Annotated in this window: 29 protein-coding genes; 9 read left to right on the top strand and 20 right to left on the bottom strand. The window is 63.0% G+C overall.

The genetic code is table 11. From position 1 onward, the window contains the following. Positions 1–20: 20 nt before the first annotated feature. Positions 21–1,139: a molecular chaperone DnaJ gene (dnaJ, locus tag JW929_05125; protein ID MBN1438776.1), complete on the top strand. Its 1,119-nt coding sequence runs from the start codon at positions 21–23 to the stop codon at positions 1,137–1,139. Continuing rightward, on the top strand, positions 1,132–2,091 hold the full coding sequence (gene prmA / locus JW929_05120; GenBank protein MBN1438775.1) for a 50S ribosomal protein L11 methyltransferase: 960 nt from the start codon (positions 1,132–1,134) through the stop codon (positions 2,089–2,091). The genes dnaJ and prmA overlap by 8 nt, the downstream gene beginning before the upstream one ends. Positions 2,092–2,539: 448 nt before the next feature. On the opposite strand, the gene infA is transcribed toward prmA, so the two are convergent. The 4 genes from infA to JW929_05100 all read right to left on the bottom strand — a co-directional run bounded on the left by infA (position 2,540) and on the right by JW929_05100 (position 4,435). Beyond that, complete coding sequence (gene infA / locus JW929_05115; GenBank protein ID MBN1438774.1) at positions 2,540–2,809, bottom strand: translation initiation factor IF-1; 270 nt, start codon at positions 2,807–2,809, stop codon at positions 2,540–2,542. A gap of 55 nt (positions 2,810–2,864) precedes the next feature. Next, a complete protein-coding gene (gene rpsU / locus JW929_05110; GenBank protein ID MBN1438773.1) occupies positions 2,865–3,068 on the bottom strand; it encodes a 30S ribosomal protein S21 in 204 nt (67 codons plus the stop codon). Between the two features lie 767 nt (positions 3,069–3,835). Next, positions 3,836–4,183, bottom strand: a complete 348-nt coding sequence (locus tag JW929_05105; protein ID MBN1438772.1) for a DUF167 domain-containing protein — start codon at positions 4,181–4,183, stop codon at positions 3,836–3,838. 9 nt (positions 4,184–4,192) lie between these two features. Then, complete coding sequence (locus tag JW929_05100; GenBank protein ID MBN1438771.1) at positions 4,193–4,435, bottom strand: YggT family protein; 243 nt, start codon at positions 4,433–4,435, stop codon at positions 4,193–4,195. A 23-nt stretch (positions 4,436–4,458) separates the two neighbouring features. On the opposite strand from JW929_05100, the gene JW929_05095 reads away from it, so the two are divergent. After that, entirely contained in the window at positions 4,459–4,995 is a 537-nt protein-coding gene (locus JW929_05095; protein MBN1438770.1) for a hypothetical protein, read from the top strand. A 231-nt stretch (positions 4,996–5,226) separates the two neighbouring features. On the opposite strand, the gene pgeF is transcribed toward JW929_05095, so the two are convergent. From pgeF to JW929_05070, 5 genes are read right to left on the bottom strand one after another with little or no spacing between them, the layout of a single operon-like run. Beyond that, complete coding sequence (gene pgeF, locus JW929_05090; protein MBN1438769.1) at positions 5,227–6,006, bottom strand: peptidoglycan editing factor PgeF; 780 nt, start codon at positions 6,004–6,006, stop codon at positions 5,227–5,229. After that, on the bottom strand, positions 6,003–6,929 hold the full coding sequence (locus tag JW929_05085; GenBank protein MBN1438768.1) for a DUF2085 domain-containing protein: 927 nt from the start codon (positions 6,927–6,929) through the stop codon (positions 6,003–6,005). Before JW929_05085 ends, pgeF begins: the two co-directional genes overlap by 4 nt. Beyond that, a complete protein-coding gene (locus JW929_05080; protein ID MBN1438767.1) occupies positions 6,926–7,501 on the bottom strand; it encodes a TlpA family protein disulfide reductase in 576 nt (191 codons plus the stop codon). Before JW929_05080 ends, JW929_05085 begins: the two co-directional genes overlap by 4 nt. Before the next feature lie 15 nt (positions 7,502–7,516). Then, entirely contained in the window at positions 7,517–8,236 is a 720-nt protein-coding gene (locus JW929_05075) for a hypothetical protein (GenBank protein MBN1438766.1), read from the bottom strand. A 12-nt stretch (positions 8,237–8,248) separates the two neighbouring features. After that, entirely contained in the window at positions 8,249–9,331 is a 1,083-nt protein-coding gene (locus JW929_05070; protein ID MBN1438765.1) for a L,D-transpeptidase, read from the bottom strand. Between the two features lie 136 nt (positions 9,332–9,467). On the opposite strand from JW929_05070, the gene JW929_05065 reads away from it, so the two are divergent. Then, positions 9,468–9,887 (top strand): YjbQ family protein, encoded by a 420-nt coding sequence (locus JW929_05065; protein MBN1438764.1) that lies wholly within the window; start codon positions 9,468–9,470, stop codon positions 9,885–9,887. Between the two features lie 143 nt (positions 9,888–10,030). Continuing rightward, positions 10,031–11,596, top strand: coding sequence for a mechanosensitive ion channel (locus tag JW929_05060; GenBank protein ID MBN1438763.1), 1,566 nt, complete (start codon positions 10,031–10,033; stop codon positions 11,594–11,596). A 129-nt stretch (positions 11,597–11,725) separates the two neighbouring features. Here JW929_05060 and JW929_05055 read toward each other — a convergent pair whose 3' ends face one another. The 10 genes from JW929_05055 to JW929_05010 form a co-directional block, all read right to left on the bottom strand. Next, on the bottom strand, positions 11,726–12,244 hold the full coding sequence (locus tag JW929_05055; GenBank protein MBN1438762.1) for a nitroreductase family deazaflavin-dependent oxidoreductase: 519 nt from the start codon (positions 12,242–12,244) through the stop codon (positions 11,726–11,728). Between the two features lie 10 nt (positions 12,245–12,254). Beyond that, positions 12,255–12,845 (bottom strand): hypothetical protein, encoded by a 591-nt coding sequence (locus JW929_05050; protein ID MBN1438761.1) that lies wholly within the window; start codon positions 12,843–12,845, stop codon positions 12,255–12,257. A gap of 13 nt (positions 12,846–12,858) precedes the next feature. After that, complete coding sequence (locus JW929_05045; protein MBN1438760.1) at positions 12,859–13,104, bottom strand: hypothetical protein; 246 nt, start codon at positions 13,102–13,104, stop codon at positions 12,859–12,861. Continuing rightward, positions 13,104–13,271 (bottom strand): hypothetical protein, encoded by a 168-nt coding sequence (locus tag JW929_05040; GenBank protein ID MBN1438759.1) that lies wholly within the window; start codon positions 13,269–13,271, stop codon positions 13,104–13,106. Before JW929_05040 ends, JW929_05045 begins: the two co-directional genes overlap by 1 nt. A gap of 136 nt (positions 13,272–13,407) precedes the next feature. Next, the gene (locus JW929_05035) at positions 13,408–14,175 is read right to left on the bottom strand and encodes a hypothetical protein (GenBank protein MBN1438758.1); all 768 of its coding nucleotides are present in this window, start codon (positions 14,173–14,175) and stop codon (positions 13,408–13,410) included. Between the two features lie 29 nt (positions 14,176–14,204). Beyond that, positions 14,205–14,738: a DinB family protein gene (locus tag JW929_05030; GenBank protein ID MBN1438757.1), complete on the bottom strand. Its 534-nt coding sequence runs from the start codon at positions 14,736–14,738 to the stop codon at positions 14,205–14,207. 1 nt (position 14,739) lies between these two features. Further along, positions 14,740–15,360, bottom strand: a complete 621-nt coding sequence (locus tag JW929_05025) for a hypothetical protein (GenBank protein MBN1438756.1) — start codon at positions 15,358–15,360, stop codon at positions 14,740–14,742. Beyond that, on the bottom strand, positions 15,357–15,956 hold the full coding sequence (locus JW929_05020; protein MBN1438755.1) for a TetR/AcrR family transcriptional regulator: 600 nt from the start codon (positions 15,954–15,956) through the stop codon (positions 15,357–15,359). The genes JW929_05025 and JW929_05020 overlap by 4 nt, the downstream gene beginning before the upstream one ends. 168 nt (positions 15,957–16,124) lie before the next feature. After that, complete coding sequence (locus JW929_05015; GenBank protein MBN1438754.1) at positions 16,125–16,916, bottom strand: 2-oxoacid:ferredoxin oxidoreductase subunit beta; 792 nt, start codon at positions 16,914–16,916, stop codon at positions 16,125–16,127. 65 nt (positions 16,917–16,981) lie between these two features. Further along, the gene (locus tag JW929_05010; GenBank protein MBN1438753.1) at positions 16,982–18,790 is read right to left on the bottom strand and encodes a 2-oxoacid:acceptor oxidoreductase subunit alpha; all 1,809 of its coding nucleotides are present in this window, start codon (positions 18,788–18,790) and stop codon (positions 16,982–16,984) included. Between the two features lie 268 nt (positions 18,791–19,058). Here JW929_05010 and JW929_05005 point away from each other — a divergent pair, with 268 nt between their 5' ends. Then, on the top strand, positions 19,059–19,676 hold the full coding sequence (locus tag JW929_05005; GenBank protein MBN1438752.1) for a PH domain-containing protein: 618 nt from the start codon (positions 19,059–19,061) through the stop codon (positions 19,674–19,676). 111 nt (positions 19,677–19,787) lie between these two features. Next, positions 19,788–20,885, top strand: a complete 1,098-nt coding sequence (locus JW929_05000) for a DUF4352 domain-containing protein (GenBank protein MBN1438751.1) — start codon at positions 19,788–19,790, stop codon at positions 20,883–20,885. Positions 20,886–21,137: 252 nt separating this feature from the next. On the opposite strand, the gene amrS is transcribed toward JW929_05000, so the two are convergent. Continuing rightward, complete coding sequence (gene amrS / locus JW929_04995) at positions 21,138–22,247, bottom strand: AmmeMemoRadiSam system radical SAM enzyme (GenBank protein ID MBN1438750.1); 1,110 nt, start codon at positions 22,245–22,247, stop codon at positions 21,138–21,140. 248 nt (positions 22,248–22,495) lie between these two features. On the opposite strand from amrS, the gene JW929_04990 reads away from it, so the two are divergent. Both JW929_04990 and JW929_04985 read left to right on the top strand, forming a co-directional pair. Further along, positions 22,496–24,451, top strand: a complete 1,956-nt coding sequence (locus JW929_04990) for a formate--tetrahydrofolate ligase (GenBank protein ID MBN1438749.1) — start codon at positions 22,496–22,498, stop codon at positions 24,449–24,451. A gap of 55 nt (positions 24,452–24,506) precedes the next feature. Next, positions 24,507–25,352 (top strand): alpha/beta hydrolase, encoded by an 846-nt coding sequence (locus JW929_04985; GenBank protein ID MBN1438748.1) that lies wholly within the window; start codon positions 24,507–24,509, stop codon positions 25,350–25,352. Positions 25,353–25,402 lie beyond the last annotated feature (50 nt).

The following is a 25,402-nucleotide window of genomic DNA, read 5'->3' as shown; positions in this document are numbered from 1 at the left end:
GAGGAGCATCCCGAAACAAAATGCCGACAAACCGCGACTATTACGAAATTCTGGGCGTGCCGCGCAGCGCCGATGGCGATGCCGTCCGCAACGCATACCGCAGGCTGGCCAAGCAGCTGCATCCGGATGTCAACAGGGATCCGGCCGCCGAGGAGCGCTTCAAGGAAATCAACGAGGCCTACGGGGTGCTTTCCAACGAACAACGCCGCGCCGCCTACGACCGGTTCGGGCACGCCGGCTTGAACGGAATGCCGTTCGGAAACATGGCCGGCATGGGGGACCTGGGCGACATCTTCGACGAATTCTTCCGCGGCTTCGGAATGGGCGGCCGACGGTCCGGCCGTTCTCCGCGGCGGGGAGCGGATTTGCAGATGGAAGTCCGTCTGACCTTCGAAGAAGCGATCAGCGGCATAAAGAAGGATTTGGAGGTCACCCGCTCGGAGGTTTGCTCCGCCTGCCGCGGTTCACGGTCGGAACCCGGCACCTCGCCGGTCCGTTGCAGCGTTTGCGGCGGGAGCGGAGAGGAGCGGCGCGTCCGTCAGACCTTCCTGGGATCCATGGTGAACGTCACCGTCTGCTCCAAGTGCGGAGGGACGGGCGAGGTCGTTTCCAACCCGTGCAAGACCTGCCGCGGGACGGGCCTGGAGAAGAAAACCCGGACTCTCCAGGTGCCCATTCCAGCGGGCGTGGACGACGGCATGCAGATCCGATTGGCCGGGGAGGGCGAGCCGGGGGTTTTCGGAGGACCCCATGGAAATCTGTTCCTCCTGATCCGGGTCCAGGAGCATAAATTCTTCCGGCGCAAAAACAGCGATCTGTGGATGGAGGTCGGCATTAATTTTCATCAGGCGGCCCTGGGCGCGCAAATCCGTGTCCCCACAGCCGCCGGCGAGTCGACCTTGCACATTCCCGCCGGAACCCAGCCCGGGCAGGTTTTTCGACTGCGCGGAAGGGGGATGCCGCACCTGCAGCAAAGCGGCCGGGGGGATTTTTTCGTCGTGGTGAACGTCGTCATCCCCGCGGCCCTCTCCGGCGAGCAGAAGAAGCTGCTCGCCCAACTTGGGATTCCTCTCGACGAGTCCGCGAAACCCCAGGAACGGACTCTGCTCGATTCCCTGAAAGAATTCAGAAATGATTGATCGGAACGCCCCGACGGCCTGGCTGGAGGCTTCGATCCGGGTGGACGAGGAGCTTTCGGAGTCGGTCGCCGACCTGATGGCGCGCTTCGCGCCAAGAGGCGTTACGATCAGTTGCGATTCGATCGAGCCGGACCCGGACGGCACGGGCAGGCCGCGCGGCCCGCTGACAGTGCGGGTGTACCTCCCCTGCGACGCCGGGTTGGATGAGCGCCGGGCGGGGTTGGAGGAAGCCCTTTGGCACCTCGGCCGGATACGCCCCATTCCGGATCCTGTCTTCCGGGAGGTGGTGGATACGGATTGGGCGTTGGAGTGGAAAAAGCATTTCCACCCCTTGCGGGTGGGGCGGCGTTTGGTGATCGTTCCTTCCTGGACCGAGTGGCGGGCGGCCGACGGGGATGTGGTTTTACGGCTCGATCCGGGGATGGCCTTCGGGACCGGGATGCATCCGACCACGCAGTTGTGTCTGGAAGCGCTCGAACGGCGGGTGGCCCCGGATACGGAGTTGATCGATCTGGGATGCGGTTCGGGGATTTTGGCGATCGCCGCGCTTCGCTTGGGAGCCGCCCGAGCGGAAGGCTGGGATATCGACCCGGAAGCGGTGCGGGCTGCGCGGGAGAACGCGGCCGCCAACGGTGTCGCCGACCGGTTTGAGGTGAATCCGGGCTCCCTTCAGGATCTGCTGGACGGAAGGCGGACGGCTTCAATCCTAGCGGCAAACATCCTGGCGGGGGTTCTGCGGGATATGCTCCGCGCATCCCTGGCGGAGGCTGTCCGGCCGGGGGGAATCCTGATTATTTCCGGAATTCTCGCGGAGCAATCGGCGGTGGTGGAAGCCGGCTTGGCGGAAAACGGCCTGCGGTTGTCGGAGAAGCGCACCCGCGAAGATTGGGTGGCATTGGTTGCGGAAAAGAAATCGGGCGGTTCGGCGGGATTTTCGGGAAATCACGGATAAAAAAGGGGTTGTGTCTGCTCCGCGCATTCAATATTGAAAAGGAATTCTTTGTCTGCTTATCCCGATGCGGGAATTATATTACCGGCTGAAAAACCCGTTTTCATCTCCCCCTCATCCCATCGTTCTCCCAACCAATCCCTGAAGATTGATGGCTCCGAATAATCCCACCCATTTTTCCTCGGTTTTTAGGTTGGGAAGCCGGCTCCAGTGAAATACCGGGACAGGGTTTAACCTTGTCCCGAGCGCCTGTCCTGAGCGAAGCGAGGGAAAGCGAGGGAAAGCGACCGAGCGGCGGAGGAGGGAAGGGCTGAGAAAATATGGGGATTTTTTCGGAGTGCTGGATGGGCTCGAATCTCGGCGAGCCCTGTGGAATTCCGTGCGCTGAAGTGGAAGCACAAGAAATCCGCGGAAAAAAGAACCGCCCCGCAACCTGCGGGGCGGTTCGTATTTAAGTGGTGGTTGCGGCTTCCCCGGTGGGTTCGCTTTCTCCGGAGGATTTCTTGAAGCGATAGGTGATCCGGCCGCGGTCGAGGTCGTAGGGCGAGAGCTCCACTTTAACGCGGTCTCCCAGAAGGATGCGGATATAATTTTTCCTCATCTTCCCGGAGAGATAAGCGAGCACGGAGTGGCCGCTGGACAGCGAAACTCGAAACATCGTCCCGGGCAGCGCTTCCACGATCTGGCCTTCCATTTCGATTTTTTCTTCCTGCTTTGCCATGCCCAACTCCCGGCCGGCCATGCCGGCCGCTTCCTGCCGCGCGGGACGGAGGAAATTAATCCCCGCTGTCCACCTTGCGTTCGCGCCGCTTAAGCCTGCGGATGGATTTTTTCTTTTGGATCCGGCGCAGTTCGCTTTTGGAGACGAACCAGCGCTTTCTGCGGACCGTGCTCAAGATGCCCGAACGGGTGACCTTTTTTCGGAATCGTTTAAGCAAACTGTCCTGACTCTCGTTCGGACGAAGAACGACCGTTGCCATGTTGTTCACCTCCTTTCCGCGCCAGGGGCTGCCTCGGCCGGAGAGACAAAAACTCGACGCTAGCAAATCACGCCGAGTTCGGGATCAAAAGATGAGGCTTGGAAAGAGAGGATCGGGGTCGAGGATCTCCTCCGCAAGCAATCCTTTAATCCTGCAGCCTATACAGACAGCACCCTGCGTATGGGCTTCAGGTTCAGCCGGGCCGGTATACCACCGGACAAGGATCATCAACCTGAAAACCGGAGGGATTATACAGCCCATCCTTGGGGTTGTCAATTTAAAGAGGTTTTCGAGGTGGGGGGGCGGATCCATTGTATAGAGCAAAGCCTGAAGCTTGGTTCCAGCTCCCGGCCGGGGGATGCCTCTTACGCGGAATGCCCCGGCCTAGTTTCCCGCCCGTTTTTCAAGGCTCTGCGTGGAGTTGCGCTGATCGAAAATGGGCGGTTTCTGCGTGCCCTTCCATCGAAGAGCAGCCTCCTCCCGGCCGGATCCGCCGAAAGAATAAGGGTTTTTGTAATAAGGGGCTCAAGTTCGTCGTCCTGGGCTTTCCCTCGCTTGGATTCCTACAGACTCGGGGGTAAAAGTTAGGGACGGGCGCACGCGCGTGACCTCTGCATCGACTCCGGAAGGGGATACCTTTAGCCAGGGTCTTTGGAGTCTGTTCCATTACGAAGCGGGAGGAGTTTGTAGATTCTTTTCTTGAAAAAAGGCAGGTCAAGCCGGGGCCCTTGGGTGGCATGCCCTGCGGATTTCCGGGACGTTCCGGTTCACCGCGGGGCGGATAACTTTCCCTCGCTTTCCGATTTCCGGCCTTTCAGGTACTTCTTCATACGTTCTTCCACGGTGTGGGCGTCCAGATCGACAACCGATACGATTTTATCCTTCCCCTTTTCCCCGGCGATGATCTCCAGTGAGGAGGGGCGTACGCCGAGGATGTGAGCCAGCAGTTCCAGCAGGGCCTTGTTGGCCGAACCCTCCACCGGGGGCGCGGTCAGCCGGACCCGCAGGGTGCCGTCCGGGGAGATTCCCGTCAATTCGTTCTTCCGGGAGCGGGGGGTCACATGCACCGCCATCGCCGATCCAGTCCGTCCGTCATGAAATCGGAACCGACGCATGATTTCCTCCTAAGGGAGCAATCCCGTCAGGATCGTCGCCACGACCTGGACCAGGATGAGAAAAACAAAAGGGCTGAAGTCGAGCATCCCAACCGGAGGGATAACGCGGCGGATGGGAGCCAGCATCGGTTCAACGATCGAGGCCAGGGTCCTGCGGAATGCGTGGTACGGTGGAAACACCCAGGTGGAAAGGATATAAATGAACACCAGCAAAGTCAGCAACAAAGCCAGCAGGTTGATGAAATTTTCCATTTGCCTCTCCGGGATATCCGCCCTTGCCGGACGATTATATCATCGGCGCCGGGGGGGGGCGCGCTTCCCGCATCCGTCCGGAGGCCGAACAGCCCCCGCCCGATCCGGAGCAGGGCGGCGCTTTCCTCAACGGCGGGATCGAAATCGTCCGACACCCCCACGGAGAGTTCCTCTCCGAAACGATCCGGCAGCTCGGCCCGGGCGGCATCCCGGCGGAGGAGCGGCTTGCGGAAGAAAGGGCGTGCCGGCTCGGGATTGTCGGAGGACGAAGCCATCGTCCTCAATCCGATCACGGAGGCCGGGAAGCGATAGAACGCCCGTCTTTCGCGGAAAAGGGTTTCCCAAACCGCGGGGTCGTCCGCCGGCAAGCCATATTTCGCGGATCCGGCGGATGCTTCGCATCCGGGCAGGATGCGGAGGGTCCGCCGCGCTACGCGGCGAAGCGCGCCGGCCGGACGGCCAACCGGTTGTTGGCGACGGAATGGGTCCAGGGGAACAGTTCCGCCGTCGACCGGGCTTTGCGGCTTTGGACATGGCCGATACTGTGCCGGGCGGTCTAAGGAGGAAGTGCGCGGATTTTCGGTTCGGCTCCCTTCCGGGAATTTTCGCCGAACTCCCGCACGCCGCAGGCGAAAGCTTTGGGGACAGCTTGGAGCAGCTGACTTTTGGAAACCGCAATCAGACAAATGCCGGCGGGATCGCAGTTCCTCCGCGCCGACGCGGCGGCGATCCGTACGCGGAGGGATCGCAGCCTACCTTCAAATTGGGGTGTTCATTTATATCCGATGGTTCTATTCAAGCCACATCATCGCGCCGAAACGCCCGGTGCGGCCGTGCTCGGCGCGGTGGGAGAACCAATCTTCCGGGTGGCAGGCGGTGCAGACGCCGGCCAGTTCGATATGCTTCACGCCCGCCCGGCGGAGGGTGAATTCGTTCGCCTGCCATAAATCCAAATGCAGCGACCCGCCGCGCCGCGAAAACCAGCATTCGCAATCCGCGCCGAACGCGGAGCGGAACGCGCCGGCGACATCCTCGCCGACCGCATAATGGTCCGGCCCGATGGAAGGTCCGATGCCGGCGCGGATGTCCTCCGGCCGGGAGCCGAAATGCAAAGCCAGCGCCTCGACTGCGGATTCGGCGATCCGGGCGGCGGTGCCCTTCCATCCGGCGTGCGCGATCCCTCCCGCCCGGCGGACGGGATCGAACAGAAGGATCGGGACGCAATCGGCGAAGCGCAGGCACAGCGTGAGCTTCGGCGAGTCGGTCACCATCCCGTCGGCCTGTGGAATCGGCTCCCCGGCGGCGCGCAAACGGGCCACAAGGATCCGGCGAGAATGGACTTGGGAGAGTTCGGGGGCCAGCCCGGGATCGCGCCCGAAGAGGGCGAATGCCCGACGGCGGTTTTCCGCGACCGCCTGCGGATCGTCGCCGATCACGGCCCCGAGGTTGAGCGATTCGTACGGAGCGAGGCTGACGCCCCCGCGGCGGGTCAACACGGCGTGCGCCGCGCCGGCGGCCGACAGCCAGGGGAAGCGGAAATAGCGCAGACCGTCCTGTTCGAAGAAGGTCATGCCCGGGGAGCGGGTTTGGCGGGGAGGTCTTCGTCCACGCTTTCCTGCACGTACGGATAGGCGAACCAGGCGCTGGTCAGACCGAACATCGCGCCGGTCACAACCCGCAGCAGCGGCGTGCTCTCGCGAAACGGGAAATGCAGAATCGGGATGTACGAGAGGAGCTGGGTGCCGCCGTCGAGTCCGATGGGGAAGATGCCCAGCAGAATCCACAGCGACCAATGCAGCGGCTTCACCTTGCCCCGCAGGAAATGAAAGGCGATCCCCGCCAGCAGCAGGGCGGAATAGATCGCCACGTCCCGCTGGCACAGCGCCACTTTGTATCCCAGGCGGGCATTCCCGACAAAGTCGCGCGAGGCCCAAAGGTCATCCGGATTGATCCCGGTGACCTCTTCAAAATCGGCGCGCAGGTAATACGGCTGCTCCCCGAACAGGTAAAAAGAACGGAATCCCAGTTGGTGACAGGAAAACCGGTAAACGTTGTAGATCCACGAAGCAGGGGTGACGGCCCCGACCTTCATCAATACCGGGGCGAGGAACGCCACGCCGAGATACGCGCCGAGGAAAACGTTGAACACCGCCAGCCAATGCCGGGAAAACCAACCCGCGCATCCGTCGGCGGCGGAAGAAAGCGCCCGGACCGGGCGCGGGACGCGGGTTTCCCGCTGGTATTCCCCGATCGCGCGCCCAACGGCCAGCGCGCTTTTCAACTCCGGAAAGGTGAGGGGTGCGGCCAGCCGCCGGCCGTTTACCTCGGCTGCCGGGACCTCCCCGCCGAACGCGCGCTTCCATTCCGGGCGGGAATCGACCTCGCGGATTTCCAAGGTATGCGGATACTCTTTCTGCAGGGAATCGGACCATTCCTGGGCGGCGGCGCAGGCCGGATCCTCCATGCGAAGGTAAAGCACCAGATGCAGGGTCAAGATTTTGCTCCTAGCGAATCCAAGGTGGTTTCCACGATTGAAAAATCCAGCGCGCCGATTTTAATCCGACGAATGACCCCCTCTGAATCTATGAAAAAGGTGGTGGGCAGGCCGCGCACCAGGTATTGGCCGCGGACCTCGCCGGCCGGATCCAGCAGGAAACGGACGGCGCCCGTCTCCAGCGCGTCGACGAAGGGGCGGACGCTTTCCTCCGGCTCGCCGGCGTTGATCCCAAGCACCGCCAGCGATTCCGGACGGTCCGCGGCGATGCGGTCGAGCAGAGGAAGTTCCCCCAGGCACGGTTCGCACCACGTCGCCCAAAAAGCCAGGATCACCGTTTGCCCGCGCAATGCCGAAAGGCGGATCGGTTCGCCGTCCATCCCGGGCAGGGAAAATTCGGGGGCGGGCGAGTCGACCATGGGGGCGGGCGCGGCGGTGAGCGGCGTCGTGTGCGGGAAGGCGCCGCCGGGATCCGGGACGGCATCGCCCGGCGTGTACCAGAACGCCGCGCCCGCCCCCGCGCCGAGAAGGATTCCCAATCCAAGCACCCCGAACAGCTTCACGCCCCGCATGACGGATTTCCCGTTCTACAATCCGATCTCCCAGCCGGGCAGCCAGCCCGCGAGGAGCGGTAATTTATCGATGGCGAAGAATACCCCGAAAACCGCGATCGCCAACCCGGAGGCGGCGGAGATGTACCGGCAAAGCTTGGTCAGCCGCCTCAACCCGCTCCCAATCCGGTCCAGCAGAAATGCGACGAGCAGGAAGGGTGCGCCAAAGCCCGCGGCGTACACGGCCAGCATCAGAATTCCCTTGCCCGGCGAGGCTTCGTAAGCCGCCAGCGTAAGCACCGATCCGAGCACCAACCCGATGCAGGGAGTCCATCCGCTGGCATAGACCAAGCCCATTAGCGCGGAGGACGCCAGCCCCCAGCGCGGATCCGGATGCGCGTCGGGGCGGGGGCCGTACTCCAGAAAGGGGATTCGCAAAATGCCGGCCATCTGCGCCCCGAAAACCACCATCCCAATGCCGCCGATCCGTGCGATCCACCAGCGGTAGGATAACAGCAATCGGCCCAGGACCGAAGCGGTCGCCCCCAGGGCGATGAACATCAGGCTGAAGCCGAGCACGAACGCCGCACCGTGGACCAGCACCCGCCAACGCGCGACCTTCGCGGGGTCGCATCCGACGGCGCGCCCGGCCAAATACGCCAGATACCCGGGCAGGATCGGCAACGCGCACGGCGAGAGAAAGGATACCACTCCCGCCAGCCAGATCCACCCCAAGGAATATTCCGGGACGGTCAACCGCGGATTTCCTCAGGCGACGACTTTAACCCGGGTGCCGCCGGGCATGCCGATTTCCCGGTCGCCGAGCGGGTAATCCACCGCGGGGGCGGTCCAGCGGAAAATCCATTTGGCGTCCTCGGGCCGGGCGTTCACGCATCCGTGGGATTTGGGGATGCCGAAATCGTTGTGCCAGTGGGTGGAATGGATCGCCTCGCCGTGGCCGGAAAACAGGCAGGTCCAGCCCACGCCCACCAGGTCGAATCCGGATTCGCTGTCGCCGCCGCCCATGCGCATGCCGATCCGCTTGCGCCAGATCGGATGCTCGCCCAGGGGAGTCGTCCAGTTTCCGGTCTCCGGATTCTTCCCGCCCGAAGAGATTACCGCAAAATACACCTCTTTTCCGTTTTCCAGCGCCGAAAGGGTTTGCACGGTGCGTTCCAAGCGGACGACGATCAGCTTGTCTTCGACTTCGGGGGAGATCGGAGCCAGTTCTTCGGCGGGGATCACCCGCAGCCCCTCGGCGCGGGCGTACATCGGCGCCTCGAGCTCGTCCAGAAAATACCAGATCTTTCCCGTATCGTCGGTAACGCTCTTCGTCGCGGGATAAATGGAGGCGCCATACAGGATGGTGGGTCGGTCGCCGGGTTGGAGCAGGAAATTCGGAGCGTATTCATTCGGCGCCGTCCGACCCTGGACCCAGGGCACGGTCACCTCGACCCACACCTTTCCGTCGGGGATCTCCGCCAAGGGGGTTTGGATCCGAAAATCCATCGGGAACACGTATGGAGCCCATAGGTAGCCTTCGGGGGTTTCGAACCAGCGGTGATTGTGCGGATCCATCGCCGGGCCGCGGCCGACGACTTCGCGGAGAATTTCGACCACCGCATCCTGATATTTTTTTCCCACTTCGGCCGAGTCCGCGTCGGGCCGGCTGCGCAGCGTGAGGGTGGCCAGCACACGGCCCAAACGGGTGCCGGGGGTAAATTTTTCCTTCCAGGTATCGATCGGGTCAACCGGGATTTGCTGCCACGCTCCGGGGAAGGCCTTTTCTAAAAGCGGAGAACCCGCTCCGAGCGCGGCGAGTTGGAGAAATTTCCTGCGTGAGATCGGCATCTTGAGCCTCGGCGGAAGGATAACGGCTTGCGGGTTTTTAGACAAGGGCGGTGGGAATTCCTGCCCTTTCCTTCCCACGGTTATCCGTAGGAAAATAGAAGGACTGAGGGGGGCGGAAAAAAGGAGGAATGCCTCTATGCTTTCCTATCGCAAGGAACTCTGGTTCAATGTGCCGTCGCGCCGCGCCTTCATTAACATAACCGAGCAGGTGGCGCAAGCACTCGGGGAGAGCAAGATCCGCGAGGGGCTGGCGCTGGTGAACGCGATGCACATCACCGCGTCGGTTTTCATCAACGACGATGAATCCGGCCTGCATGCGGATTACGAGGATTGGCTGGAGGGACTCGCGCCGCACGAGCCGCTTTCGCGTTACCGCCACAACCGCACGGGCGAAGACAACGGCGACGCGCATCTCAAGCGGCAGGTGATGGGGCGCGAGGTGGTTGTGGCGGTCAGCGGGGGCAAGCTGGATTTTGGACCCTGGGAGCAAATTTTCTACGGGGAATTCGACGGCGGCCGGCGCAAGCGGGTGCTGATAAAAATCATCGGCGAGTGACGGGGTTTGGGGACGGCGCTTAAGACCTTGGGCGGCCCGACGGGCGCACGGAGATACAATAGGGGAGCGGACCGGGAACCTGCAAACCGGATCCCCTATAATGGTGGGTTGTCCGCGGCGGAATCGGCCTGGGGAAAGGACGGATGCGCATGGAACCGTTTTCCATTTGGCAAGACCTTTTGGATAATCCTTGGATCTCCCTGGGCTTGGCTGCTGTCCTGCTCTTTCTGGCATGGATGTTGGGCGGCTTGCTCTCCCGCCTGGTTGTTCGCCTGGCGAATAGGATTTCGTTCCCGGAGCGTCTGGCCCGCGTCATCCGCCTTCCCGATCCGCAGGGGGTTTCGTCGCGCATTAAACTGTTGATCCGCTGGATCGTCGTCCTGTTGGCGGCCTGGTGGGCGTACCGGCTGCTGGCTTCCAACCGGGAGATCGTCTCCTTCGCGGACAGCCTCCGAAACGCCGTGCGCGGAGCATTCCAGCTTCCGGCGGTGATGTTCCTGTTCGAAGTGGCGCTGATTCTCCTGGCAACGATCCTCCTGACGCGGATCATCGGCTGGCTCCGGAGGCGTTTTTCGGACCTGGCACGGATCCTCGAAACCGAGCGCGGCAGGCGGTTGACGGGATGGAGGATCCAGAAATTGCAGCTGCTTTCCGCCGGTCAGGTCACCGACTTCCTTCAGCTGGCGGCTCGCTATGCCCGGTACGCGATCAACCTGCTATTGGTACTGGTCTACCTGATGGGGGTCTTCAGCATCTTTCCGCAGACGCGCGGGATCGTCGCGGAAGGGATCAATGCCTTGGCGGAGATCCTGGCCACGGGGTGGAAAAACTTCGTGGACTACCTCCCCAATTTATTCTCCCTGATCGTCGTGGTGGTGGTGACGTACTTCGGCTTGCGGGTGATCCACTTCCTCTTCCGCGAAGTCGAAAAGGGGACGATCGCGCTGGCCGGTTTCCAGCCCGAATGGGCGATGCCGACCTACAGCATCATCCGCATCCTTGCCGTCGCCCTGGCGCTGATCCTCGCCTTTCCCTACCTGCCGGGCTCCTCCTCGCCCGCCTTCCAAGGGGTGTCCATATTCCTCGGCGCGCTGATTTCGCTCGGCTCCACATCGGTCGTCGGGAACATCGTCGCCGGGATCATTCTGACCTATGCGATGGCCTTCCGCGTCGGCGACCGGGTGCGGATCGCGGACACCGAGGGCGACGTGATCGACAAGGGGCTGATCGCGACCCGCATCCGCACGATCAAGAACGAGGATATCACCATCCCCAACGGGATCGTGTTGGCCAACCACATCATCAACTACAGCGCGGTGGCGCAGGAACACGGGTTGATCCTCCACACCACGGTCACCATCGGGTACGACGCCCCCTGGCGGCTGGTGCACGAAACCCTGATCCGCGCGGCGCTTTCCACCCCCGATATCCTTGCCAATCCGAAGCCGTTCGTTTTCCAGACCAGCCTGGACGACAGTTACGTCAGCTACGAGATCAACGCCTACACCCAGGAACCGGTGAAGATGGCGGTCACCTATTCCAACCTGCATCAGAACATCCAGGACAAATTCAACGAGGCCGGCCTGGAAATCCTCTCCCCCAGATTCAGCGCCGTGCGCGACGGCAACACTTCCACCATGCCGCCGGGAAGCCGTCCGAAGGGATACCGGGCTCCATCCTTCCGGGTGAAAATCGAAAAGCGTGAATAGCGTCCGGAGCCTCCGCTCCGGCAGATGCCGACCGCTGCCCGCCCTTGACGGAGGGCTCTGTATGGAAAACGCGCCGCTGATCCGGCGCGTTTTCCATACGTGGGAAGGCGGAGGGATCCCGGACGGGCCTCACGCGGTGCGGACCGGAGAGGGCTTGTCCGTCGGTTGATCTTCCGGATGGAATGCGACCATCGACAGCAACCGTCCGAAGGCGCGGATGTCCTCCGGGTTCTCGCCGACGCGGTAGCCCATGATGCCGACCAGTCCGCGCAGCGCCGCCGGATGGCGGCGGCCGTAGTCCAGCATTTCCTCTCCAGCCCGATCCGGAGTCAGGAATTCGGCCCGCATGTTCCAGCGGCGGCGGCCGGATTGGACGAACGCCTGCGGACGGGAACGGAGATTTTGGTACCAATCGGATTGCGGTCCGAAGCCGGCGGCGACGACGAAGACGCTTTTCTCCTTGTCGTGCCGCACCACTTCCAGAACCGTCCTCCTTTCGCGTCCGGTCTTCCGGCCGGAGTGGATCAGCAGCAGAAAGCGTGTGCCGAGCAGGCCGCCCAACCCCAAGCGAAACAATCCGATCGGAAGGCGGAAGGCGAGGCGCGCCAGCCCGCGCGGGGGGCGGACGTCACGGATTTTTTCGACCATGGATCCTCCTTCATACGCTCCGCTTGGGCCAGAAGGCTCCGGTGCGCCTGCAATACTCGGCGTAGGCCTCGCCGTAGCGAAGCAACAGATCCTGTTCCTCGGCATAGCGCATCATGGCCAGAATTGGGAAATACACAAGGGAAAAGAGAGTCAGGAATGGCGAATGGAGCAGCAGGCCGATCACCGGGTATAGGAAGACCTCCCCGACAGCCTGCGGATGACGGATCTTGGCGTAGATTCCCCCGTACATCGCGTGGTCCTTCTTCGGGCGAATGGTCTCCCCGCCGGCGTCGCGGACCCCAACCAGCATCAGGGTTGCGGCCGGAATGCCGATTGCGGCGGCAATGACGATTGAGATCCACCACGGCCAGGGAAAATGATCGGGGAGGGGAGTGGCGAGCGGGAAAAATCGATACAGAATGTAGTTGCCCGTAATGACCAATTCCAGCACGGAGGCGACGACCCGGTAATAATAGCAGCGCCGATAGGCGCCGGGACCGATGATTTTCTCCTGGCCCGCCGGCCTGGCGCTGAGCACATAAAAGTACAACAGCAGAATGGAAGCTACGAGCAGGATGGCGAAGTTGATCCAGGCGGCCATTTCGATGCCTTTCTTATGGAAGGATGGGCTTGCGGCCCGGGCGTCCGGCAGGCAACGCGACGACGAGGAACAGGCAGGCGAGCATATCCAACCCGCCCAACGGCAGGAAGAACATCGCCCAGATCACGGTGGCCCAGGACAGGAACAGAGTCGGCCAGAAACCCCGCATCCGGTTGCGCAGCACACCGACGGCGGCGGCGATCCGGCCGCAGGCGAAAAACGCACAGACCGGGAACAGGGCAACGGGCTGGGCGTTCATCAACTTCTCCGCCTCGGCGAGAATCCACACCGGGTGGAGGTTCGGCAACCAGCCCGCATGAAAAGCGGCAGGTAGAACGTGTCGCCGATTTCCATCCCTCCGTACAGCAATTCGGCCAAGCCGGCGGCCACCAGGGAATGGTTCCTTCTCACCAGTGGATCGACCATAATGTCCCTTTCGCGGGTGGTGTCCGTCCCCGGACGGATAAGCGGCGGTCCCGCGGCAGCGCTTTGGCGGCTTCCGCCGGATTGAGCTGTTTCTGCGGCTCGGCTTGCAGTACGAACACGACCGCGTTTATCACGCCTACTTTTCCATGAACAACAGCAAACGCAGGAACCTCCCCGGGTGCCGGAACGGGAACAGTGCGGAGGTTTGACGGATGTACTCCCGGTGCGAATCGCCGTACCTGCTGATCAGCTCCCGATCCTCCACGTATCCGGCGGCGACCGAGGGCAGCAGCGCGATGATGGCGGCCAGGAGCGCGCCGGGGGAGTTGCGGAAAAAAGCCAGCACGAAGGTCATGCAGATCAGCGTGAAATACAACGGATGCCGGATCAGGCCGTAGATCGACCCGTGCACCGCCGGGGTTTCCTCGGGGAACACGGAGTAGATGTCCATCCCGTGGGTCAGCATGTGAAATCCGGCTTTTTCGATGTGGATCGAACTCAGCAGGGCCGGGATCAGCGCCAGGATCCCCAGACCGAAGGCCAGCCACGTCGGCAGCAGGGGCGCACCTCCGATGAAGAGCGGGTGAAAACAGCACGCGTACCAGGCGATCAGAATCGGAAGCATCAGATGGTAGAAGTGAGCCTGGTACGCCAGGGATCCGTATTTCCTCCGATAAGCGCCCGCCGAGCGGATGTGAAGCCAATCGAGGAAAACCGTGACGGCGGCCATCAGCAATTGGCCGAGCAGAGGCGCGCAGCCCCCGATCCGATGGAAAGGGAGGAATAAAAAGATGCAGGCCGCGATCAGGACGAGGAGGTAGAGGATCGTCAACAGAACCGCGCCGGGGCTCCGAAGAGCCGGAACTTTTTGGAGGAACACCGCCAATTCCTTTTTACGGAACATCTCCGCCTACGTCTCCGTGAAATATTCCCTCACCGGTGCGCCGCCGCGCGTGGAAGCGCCCGGCGGATCTGCGCGGCGTGCGAATCAAAATGCCGTTTGACGTATCCGAACAAATATTCCATCGATACCTCGCCCGTCAACAGCGGATCCCAATCCGGATACGGCAGGCGCTTGGCGAGGTCCATCTCGGAAAGCGAATCCAGGACCGTGGTGACGGCGGTGTGGGCCCGGTCGTATTCCGCGGCGAGGAATTGGCGCGAGGGATTGCCCGCGCCCCAGCGGGTCAGGCGGGCGTTGAGCCAATCGAACAACCGCCGGGGGATCAGTTTCGGGACCAGGCGGTAGATCCAGCGCTGTCCGCCGATCATCTGGACATCGAGGACCATGAAGCGCGGGGCAAGGCTCATGTGATACAGCACCTGTCCGATCGTCCAGGCAGGGTTGCCGCTGGGAAGCGAGAACGACTGATCGGGGATCGAATCCAGCAGGCGGTGGAACGCCAGGCGCGTATCCTCCATTTCCCGGCCGAGCCGGTTGCGGGCGCCGGTTTCGGCGGCGGTCATGTCACTTCGTTCCTTTCCAGCCCCACGCCCGGGCGAAGCGCGGATTGCGGGCGAAAAACAACTCCCGCACCGGTCGTTCCACCAGGTTAAGGGGACAGGCGAAGTTTATGCAGTGCGAACACATGATCCGCCGCATCAGCGTTCCCAACCCAGCGGCCGACGCGGCGAACAGGGCCAGCAGGAGCCATTGCGACCCGGCGATCAGGACAACCGCCGGGTAGCCCGCGATCGGCACCAACCCGCTGAAGAAGACAGCGGTTTCGGCGCGCGACATCCGCCCCGGCCGATATTTCCACAACTTCGGGGCGCCGTAATTGGCCCAGCATTGCAGTGTGCGGGTGCCCGGCTCGGCGTAGTGCGGGCAGTGCGAGCACATCACGCGGATCTCGACCAGCAGGAAATAGACAAGGCAAACGCCGATCCAGGGCAGGAGCAGCCAGCCGTTGATGCGGGCGATCCCGATTCCGCCGAGGATGAAGAGCGGCAGGGCGAAAACGAAGAAGCGCACGAGGCCGCGGAAGCCAAAATGGCACTCCAGGCGTCCGTGCACCGGGCAGCCCTGGCAGTCATGTGCAGAGCAGGTGGAGAGGGGTTTGTGGGGGTCGAGGAACAAGCGGTTCATTTGCGCACCAATCCTTCGAGCGTCAGCGCCATCGTTCCCCGCAGCTGACGTTCGGGGTCGAACAGCTTCGGCGCGTAGGCCCACAGCAGCATGGTTCCTTCCAGCGCGGCGCCGACGGCGATCGCTTTTTCCCGCGGGTCGCCGCGGACGAACTCGCCGCTGTCCATCCCGCGCCGGATGACCGGCTCCATGAAGGCCAGGAAGCGCCGCAGGTAGCGCTGCATCACCCTCCGCACCATGGCGTTGCGGAAGGCCAGCGCGTAAAATTCGTAGATCACGGGGGCGACCTTTTGGATCCCGCGCAGGTCTTGGATGAACAGGTCGAGGAATTTTTCGAGGCATTCGCGCGCGGAGCCGCCTTCGGACGAGAGGACCTCCATCGTGCGGAACTCCGCGCCGAACAGCAGGTCGGAGATGGCGATGATAATCTCTTCCTTGCTTTTAAAATACCAATACAGCAGGCCCTTGCTGAGGCCGGATTCGGCGGCCACGTCGTCCATCCGGGCGTCGGCGAAACCCTTGCGGGTGAAGACCTTGATCGCCGAGTCGATGATCTGGGACCTGCGTTCCTCGCTGACGTCGGGTCGGGGCGCCATCCGGCCTCCAAGATAATTGACTGACTGGTCAGTATATTAGCATCGTTTCCGCGGATGTCAACCCGGACCGGCCGAGGAATCGGAAATCGGCTCCCTGGAGTGCGGGGCAAAGGTCCGGAAAGCTTTTTTTCGGGAAGGAGAGGGGAATCGGAACGGGGAAAAACCGGATTACGAAAACTCGTCCATCAGCGCCGCCCATTCCTCGTCCGTCAGCCCGATCCGGCTGCGGACCAGCGGCCCGCCCTGCAGCGACGGCTCTTCCTCGGCGAAGGTCGGCTCGTCGATCTCATACAGCACCCCGATCGGCAGCTTGTCCTCGCGCAGGGCCTGGCGCAAGGCCGCGTCGCGGTCGGAGGGATCGTGCCGATCCTGGTCCAGCTTGACGATCAGCGGACGGTAATAATCGTAGGAAAAAGACTTGTTCCAGGTGACGCAAGGGGAGAGCACGTCGACCAGGGAGAAGCCCTTGTGGGCGATGGCGCGTTTCATCGTTTCGGCCAGATGGATCGGCTCGCCGGAAAAGCCCCGCCCGACGAACGTCGCTCCGCCCGCTACCGCCAACGCCAGCGGATTCAACGCGCATTCCGGATTCCCTGCCGGGGTGGATTTGGTTTTATGCCCTTTGTAGGAAGTCGGCGAAGCCTGCCCGGTGGTCAGCCCGTAGATGCGGTTGTCCATCACAATGTAGGTGAGGTCGAGGTTGCGCCGCATGGCGTGCAGGAAGTGCCCGGCCCCGATCCCGTAGCCGTCGCCGTCGCCGCCGGTGACCACCACCGTCAGCTCCTTGTTGGCCATCTTGATCCCCTGCGCCACCGGCAGGGCCCGGCCGTGGAGGGTGTGAATCCCATACACGTTCAAGAAGTGCGGCAGGTCCGAGGAGCAGCCGATCCCGGAGACGACGACCAAATTCCGGCGATCGAGGTCGAGCGCCGCGAAGGCGTTTTGCAATGCGTTTAGCACCCCGAAATCGCCGCAGCCGGGGCACCAAGTTCGACGCACATGAGATCGGTAATCTGACGCTTGGCTCATTCGTAGGTCACCGGAAGATCCAACTCGGCGGAGATGAGCGTCTGCACCGCCGGAGCTTTGGGACGCAGGCAGATTTCCAGCGCCTGCACCAGCGGGCCGGCCGAGAACGGCTCGCCGTCGTACTTGCGGACGGCAAACGGGATCGAAAACCCCGTCTCTTGGCGGACCAGGCGAGCCAGCTGCCCGCTCTGGTTGTTCTCCACGCACACGCAGCGTTTAGCGGCTTGCAGAATCGGGAGCGCGCCGGCCGCCGGGAACGGCCACAGGGTCCGGAACTGGATCAGCTGGGCGGAATGCCCGGAATCGGTCAGCGCCCGGCGGGCTTCCTCGAGGACATGGTACGTGGATCCCCAGCCGACGATGGTGAGATCCGCGTCCTCCGGCCCCTCGCACAGGAAGGCGCCCTCCGCCGTATCGCGGCGGACGCCGTTCATCTTGCGCATCCGTTTTTCCACCATCCGGGTGCGCATGGTCGGGTTGGTGTACCAGTCGGAGATCAGAACGCCCATTTCGTTGTGCTCGTCGGACGCGGCGATGTGCATGCCGCCCGGCGTGCCGGGCAGCGCGCGCGGGGAAACGCCGCTGACCGTGTCGCGGTAGCGCAAATATTCCCCTTCAGCCGCCTCACGCACGGTTTCCCCGCGTTCGATGGGCACGCGGGCATTAAAGTTCTCCGGATCGACGACGACGTTCCGTTCGGAGAGGTACAGGTCCGACATCACGATCACCGGCATCTGGTATTTCTCGGCCAGGTTGTGGGCTTCGATCACCGCGTAATAGGCGTCGACGGGGTCGAGCGCGGCCAGGACCGCCTTGGGATATTCGCCCTGCGAGGCGCCCAGCGCCTGAAACAGGTCCCCCTGCTCGGTCTTGGTCGCCAGTCCGGTCGAGGGGCCTGCGCGCTGGGAGAGCACCGCCACCACCGGGGCCTCGATCATCCCGGCCAGGCCGATCGCCTCGGTCATCAGTGCGAATCCGCCGCCGGAGGTGCCGACCATCGCCCGGACCCCGGCGTAGCCGGCGCCGACCGCCATGTTGATCGCGGCCAATTCGTCCTCGGCCTGCTTCATCAGCATCCCGTAGCGGGCGGCGCGCGGGGCGAGCCAGTGCATGATCGAGGAGGCCGGGGTCATCGGGTAGGCCGAGTAGAACTTGCATCCGCCGGCGACCGCCCCCAGACCGATGGCCTGGTTGCCGGTGATCACCATCCGCCGTTTTCCGTCGCCCTCCAGGGCGATGGGACCGGGGAGGGACAGTTTCTTCTCCGCATGGTCCCAGCCCCGGCGGGCGACGGCCACATTCAGGTCGGCCAACTGCGGTTTGCGTTTGCCGAACTGGTTGCGGATCGAGCCTACGAAAATATCCCACGGAATGCCCAGCAGGCGCATCAGCGCGGCCAAAAGAATCGTGTTTTGCATCACGGGGCTGTTGGAAAGATCCCGGGTGAGCTCGCCGACGGGGATTCCGTGCAGGGATGCGGCGGCGGAGGTTTCCGGCGGCTTGACCGAATCGGCGTTGAACAGCGCGGCGGCCGACGGGCGGGCGGCGGGAAGATAATGATTCAGCACGTTTTGATTCAGGGCAAGGAGGAAATCCCACTTTCCGCCCTGGGAGAGGACGGGGTGCGCGCCGACGCGGATTTGCAGGACTACTTCCCCGCCGCGGATCACGGACTGGTAGGAGTTGTGGGCGAACGCGCCGAGCCCGCAACGCGCGGCGGTCTTCATAAAGATGTCGCCGGCCGAGGCGATCCCTTCCCCTGCCTCGCCGCCGATCCAGATTACGGCTTCCCGTCGAGCATCCATAGAATGAACCGGGTTTAAAGATTCGGAGATCCGACGTAAGTATTGTATCCGGTTTTCCCGAAATTTGCCCGTTTTGTAGCCGACCGCTCCTGCCCGGCTTTTGCGCCATTTTTCCATGGAAGGAACCGCCGTCGATCCGTATCGGCGGCGGAGTAGGTCCTCCATGGAGCCGAGGGTTGCCCTCGATCATTGCGTTATCGGATATACTCAGAAGGCCAGCAGTTCGCCCCGATCCAAGGACAATAATCCGTTTCACCGGGAGGATTCCATGACCGACGCCTACCTCGACAGCCTGCTTGGGAAAAACGAGGCCATCTTGCTCGTCGCCCGCCAGCACTGGCTTGTCCTGCTGGTGGAGACCATCAGCGAAATTCTCCTCACGCTGGTGGTGCTTGTCTTGACCGTTATTCTGGCGGTGGTCGTCGGCCCGCTCGCATTGCTGGGGCTCTTGATCCTCATCGCTCCGGCGATCAGCACCACCCGCGATTTCCTGTATTGGTACAACCGAAAATACGTCATCACCTCGCGCCGCGTGATCCAGATTTCCGGCGTGATCAGCAAGAACGTCGCCGATTCGTCGCTGGAAAAGGTGAACGACGTCAAACTCGCGCAGTCGTTCTTCGGCCGTCTGCTCGGATACGGCGATATCGAGATCCTCACCGCCAGCGAACTGGGCGTAAACAAAATCCAGCGCATCGGCAATCCGATCCTCTACAAGACCACCATGGTCAACGCCAAGGCCCAACTCGAATCCGGCGAGGGGATCCGGACGGAGGGCGGCGACGTGCCGGCGCTGATTTCCCAATTGGATTCCCTGCGCCAGAAGGGGGTGATCACGGATCAGGAGTTTCAGGAGAAAAAGGCAAAGCTGCTTTCGAAGCTGTAAGCCGAAGCCGTTCCCCGCCGGGAATCGAGGAGCGCAGAGGAACGCCCGCGCATGGGATTCTTCGGCGCCCGGCAGAGCGGAGTTTGTGCGCGGACGCGAAAGGGGATAACCATGAACCCATCCTCGGGAAGAACGCCGTCGATACCGTCTATGTGGATCGGCGCCTCGGCGCTTTTCTTTTTGCTCGCGTGTTCCGCCGCAGACCGGCTCGTCGCCACGGCAACCCGCAAAGCCGAGGAAACCGCAACCCTTCGCCAAGCATCTCCCACCGGCACGACCGTGCCCTCCCGCAACCCCACCGCCACCCGCACGCCTGCGGCGACGCCGATCCGCGCCGGAACCCCTGGAATCGGCGTGCCGTTCCTGATCTGCGATACCGCGGTTACGGTGCTTGGCTGGGAGGATGTCCCGCCCGGCGAGTATTTCAAGCCCGAACCCGGCAATCGATTCGTCGCCGTGGAAGTCGTGCTGGTCAACCTGGGGTCCGTGCCGGTGGACACGGGTTACTTCTTCTTTTTCCTCTTGGATGGGCATGATGAGGAAATGCCCTTGGGGTTGTTTTCCATCACCAAGGCGCACGGGACGGTTCTGTTCGGAGGTTTGGCGCCGGGGGAACGGATCCGCGGGAAGGTGGGCTACGAGACGCCGGAAGAGGAACAGGCATTCTCGTGGAAGGTCTCGTGCTACAACGTGGATCAGCTCGAATACGAGGAATGGATCGTCGACCTGGGATCCCAGCCCCGGTCGGCGCCGCCTCCCGGCCGGTTTGAAGGGGAAACCTTCGCCGAGCCCCTGCCGGTGGGAGAGACCGCACTCGTCCGATCTGTGGAGATCACCCTGAACCAGGCGCTTCCGTATCCGGAGGACTTGTTGGATCCCGATAGCCGCCGGCCGGTGTCTCCGCCTTATGATTGGATGAAGTATCTCATCATCGATCTGACATTGGCAAACCGGGGCGAGGCGAAGGCGGAGTTAACCAGCTTCATGGATTTCTACGTTCGGGACTTCGAAGGGTGGAGGTATGGAGTCATCCACTGGGCCGACCGGGCGGTGGAGGATCCTTTCGAGGATTACTTTACCCTTGGGTGGGGTGAAAGAATCACCGGCCAGCTGGTTTTCCAGGTTCCCGCCGACCCCCGAGATTTATACTTCGTTTTCGAACAGGGATACGGCAGGGAAAGCCAACGCGCGTATTTTCTTCTGCCATAAGGGGTCGGGTGCGCCGGCCAGTGCGTCTTCGCGCAGGCGGATCGGCCGCCCTTAACGGACGGATCAAAATCTCTCACGGATTAAGTAGTTGGGCCCGCTAGCGCGGGCCCAACTACAACCACCTTGGAGGGAGAGGGAGGGAGGAGAGAATTTCAGAGTGCATTTCGCACTCCGACTACGATGATACTACTTTTTCCAGTTTGCGTCCTAGTGACGTTTGTCATGTTCCGCGTTACACATCCGCCGCGGAGTTCATCCGTCCACCGGATGCGGAGCGCGGTTTTTTGGGATTTCCCCCTTTGAAGCGCGCCAGATTCCCGCAAGGATTTCGCCACAATCCGGGCAGGCTCCGTCATCTCGGATTCGGTACTCCGAAATCGCATATCCTCGGCGGCGGATCAGCGTATGGCGGCATTTTGGGCACAGCGTATCCTCGAGTTCTTTGACCATCCCGGGCAGGTTCCCGGCGTACACGTAGCGCAGACCAGCCTCCTGCCCGATCTCGGCGGCTTTAGTCAGGTCAGCGGCATTCGTCGGGCGCGCGGAATCGTACTTGTAGTCCGGATGGTAGGCGGTCACGTGCCAAGGGATGTCGGGTGAGACGCCGGCCAGAAAACGCGCCGCCTCCCACAATTCCGCCGGGTCGTCGTTCAGACCGGGGATTAGCAGGGTGACCACCTCGACCCACAATCCCGCCTCGCGGGCGGATCGGATGGTGTCGAGCGTGGTTTTCAGCATGCCCCCGAGCGAGCGGTAGGTGGAGTCGCGCATCGCCTTGAGGTCGATTTTGATGCCGTCCAGGTGCGGGCGCAGGTAAGCCAGTGCTTCGGGGGTGGCGTAGCCGTTGGAGACGATCGCCGTCTTGCAGCCGCGTTCGCGGGCCTGGCGGAAGACCGCCGCCGCCCATTCGGCCGTGATCAGCGGCTCGTTATAGGAGGATACGACCACCTCGGCCCGCGAGCGGACCGCCGCATCGGCGATGCCCTCCGGGGCCGCCCGCCGGATCGACAGCCCCATCGCCTCCGACATCGGATCGCGCAGGGCTTGCGAGGAAATCCAGTTCTGGCAGAAGGAGCAGTGGAAATTGCAGCCGAGCATCCCGAAGGTGAGCGCGACCGCGCCCGGGAGCAGGTGGTAGAAAGGCTTCTTCTCCACCGGATCCGCCTGCAATCCGGCCACGTATCCCCACGGCATGAACAATTTTCCGCCGCGATTAAACCGCACGCGGCAAACGCCGCGTTTGCCGAGCCGGACCAGACAGCGGTGGCCGCAAGCGAGGCAGCGCACGGCTCCTCCCTCCTGCGGCTGCGCCAGCCCGGCTTCGGTGGAGAAGCTATCCAGCGTTTCCTGCAGGGTCGCCATACTATAGATTATACGGCGTGAGGCAAGGAGTTTATGAGCGCTCGTCCCGCTTGAATGCGCCTAACGGTCATCCGGGAGAGCTCGTCATGCCCGAGCGGACGGATCGGGCATCCAGTCCGAGCCGCGGGACGGATGCCGGAACCGCCCGCCCTCGCCGCGCATAAGCCGCGTTTGGTTTCCGCCGGATTCGGATTGTGCCATAATGGAGAGGCGCTTTCGACGGAAAGAAAAGGCAGACGACTTTTCCTATGCCCGATCCGCGCAGAAAATCCCCCCCAAAATCCGGCGGCCGAAAACGTCCGTCGAACCCTCGAACAGCGAGGTCCTTGGCAAGGAACGTCCGCAAGCCGTCGGATCCCGTCCTGTGCGATTTGGAAATCGCGCAGCGGGCGTCGCTCCGGCCGATCGCCCGCATCGCCCGCGAGGTTGGAATCCGGCCGGAGGAGCTGATGGCGTACGGGGAATACAAGGCCAAGGTCCGGCTGGAGATTCTGGAGCGCCTGCGGGACCGCCCGCTGGGAAAATACATCGACGTTACGGCGATCACGCCGACGCCGCTGGGGGAGGGCAAGACCACCCTGACGATCGGATTGGCGCAGGCGCTCGGCGCGCACCTGGGGAAGCGGGCGTTTGCCTGCATCCGCCAGCCCTCGCTCGGGCCGACGTTCGGGGTGAAGGGCGGGGCGGCCGGCGGCGGATACAGCCAGATCGTCCCGATGGAGGACGTCAACCTGCACCTGACCGGCGACACCCATGCCGTCACCGCGGCCAACAACCTGTTGGCCGCGGCGGTCGATGCCCGCTTGCTCCACGAACTGGATACCTTCGACGACGAAAAGCTCGCCGCGCGGCTCGCCCCCGGAGGGGTGTTCAGCCGCTCGCAACGCAAGCGGATGGAACGGCTGGGGATCGACGCCGAAACCGCGGCCGGGCTGTCCCGCGACGACCGGCGCCGGCTGTTCCGGCTCGACCTCGATCCGGACCGGATCGCGGTCAACCGCGTGATCGACACCAACGACCGGATGCTGCGCCGGATCCGGATCGGGCTTGGGGAAGAGGAAAGCGGCCACGACCGCCCGGCCGGGTTCGACATTTCCACCGCCAGCGAGGTGATGGCGATCCTCGCCTTGGCCTCCTCACCGGCCGACCTGCGCGAGCGGCTGGGGCGGATGCTCGCAGGCTGGAGCCGTGCCGACGAGCCGGTGACCGCGGAGGACCTGGGGGCGGCGGGGGCGATGGCGGTCCTGCTTAAAGACGCGCTTTTGCCGAACCTGCTGCAAACCCTCGAAGGAACCCCGGCCTTCGTCCATGCCGGGCCGTTCGGCAACATCGCCCACGGAAATTCCTCCATCCTGGCCGACCGGATCGCGCTTCGCCTGGGCGAGTATGCGGTGACCGAATCCGGCTTTGGCGCGGACATGGGAATGGAGAAATTCTTCCACATTAAGTGCCGCGCGTCGGGGTTGGCTCCCGACGCGGTCGTTTTGGTGGCGACGGTGCGCGCGTTGAAAATGCACGGCGGCGGGCCCGCCGTGCCGGTCGGGCGCCCCCTGGACCGCGCCTACCGGGAACCGAATCCGGCGCTGGTCGAGGCGGGATGCGCCAACTTGGCCGCGCACATCGGGATCGTGCGGCGCTTCGGCGTACCGGTGCTGGTGGCGGTCAATTGCTTCTCCTCGGATTCCGAGGAGGAGCTGGGGATCGTCCGCCGCGCGGCCGAACAAGCCGGAGCCGAAGGGGCTTTTTACTGCAGGAACTGGGCGCTCGGCGGCCGCGGCGCGCTGGAGCTCGCGGAAGCGGTCGCGGCAACGGCCGCGCGCCCGTCGCGGATGCGGTTCCTCTATCCGGAGGACGCGTCGATCCGCAGAAAGATCGAGATCCTCGCCGAGCAGGTCTACGGCGCCGACGGGGCGGATTTTCTTCCGGCGGCCGAGTCGAAGATCGGCCTGTACGAGGGATTGGGATACGGACACCTGCCGGTCTGCATGGCCAAGACCCACCTCAGCCTGAGCCACGATCCGAAGCTGAAAGGCGCGCCCAAGGGCTGGCGCCTGCCGATCCGCGACCTGCGCGCTTCGCTTGGTGCCGGATTCCTTTACCCGCTCTGCGGGGCGATGAAAACCATGCCGGGCCTGCCGACCCGGCCGGCGATGATGGACATCGATCTGGATCCGGAAACCGGGAAGGTGGTCGGGCTGTCGTGACCCCAAGCGGAGAGGAAGGAGGGGGCAGTACGCGGCCATGATTACGCATGCCCTGATGGCGAAAGCCGAATTCGGCGACGACGGATTCGTTGAAATCGATTCGCGATGGATTCATTACGTGGAAGCCGGAACGGGATTCCCGTTGATTCTGATTCCGGGATCCTACTCGACCTACCGGGTTTGGAATTCCGTCCTGGCGATCCTCGCCGAGCGCTTCCGCCTGTTCGCGCTGGATCCCCTCGGCGCGGGGGATTCCGACAAGCCGGCCGCGGGTTTCCGGTATACCATCGGCGAACAGGCGGATGCGATCGCGAAAGGGATTCGGTCCCTGCGCCTGGGAAAGGCGCATGTCGTCGGCGCATCCTACGGGGGCACGATCGCTTTCAACCTGGCCGCCCGCTATCCGGACCGGATCGGGAAAATCGTCAGCATCGAAGGCGGAATCGTCCGGCCGAAATCGCTTCCGGGCAGCCCGCTGGAAAAAATCCTGAAGTATCCCGTCCTCGGCGACGCGCTGATCGGCGCGATCCGCGCCGGATGGCTCAACGAAATCGCTTTGGACACGATCGCCGAAGGCTGGCCCATGACCAAGGCCGAGCGGGGCAGGATGCGGAAGGAGATCTCCTTCAACGCCCGCTCCGCTAAGCGGGCCGCCTGGTATTGGATCGGGCGCTCGCACGAAACCCTGACTCCCTTCGAAGAAGAGGCCAAACGGATCGCGGCGCCGGTCCTGTATTTGCGCGGCGGACGGTCAGAATTCTGGGAGATGGCCGCGGAGACGGTCCGCTTTCTGGAGCAGTACCTGCCGCAAGCCAGGATCCAGACCGTTGAAGATGGCATCCACGACCTGCCGTCGCAGAAACCGTACGCGGTGGCGGAAGCGATTCTCAACTTTCTATAATTGCTGTATCTGCTCAGCCTCAGTAATATTGAAATGAAATCCTGCTTTTT

The sequence above is a fragment of the Anaerolineales bacterium genome (genome assembly GCA_016928575.1).
Lineage (GTDB): Bacteria > Chloroflexota > Anaerolineae > Anaerolineales > RBG-16-64-43 > JAFGKK01.
Note: the sequence above shows the minus strand (reverse complement) of the source record. Positions and strands in the feature narration are given on the sequence as shown.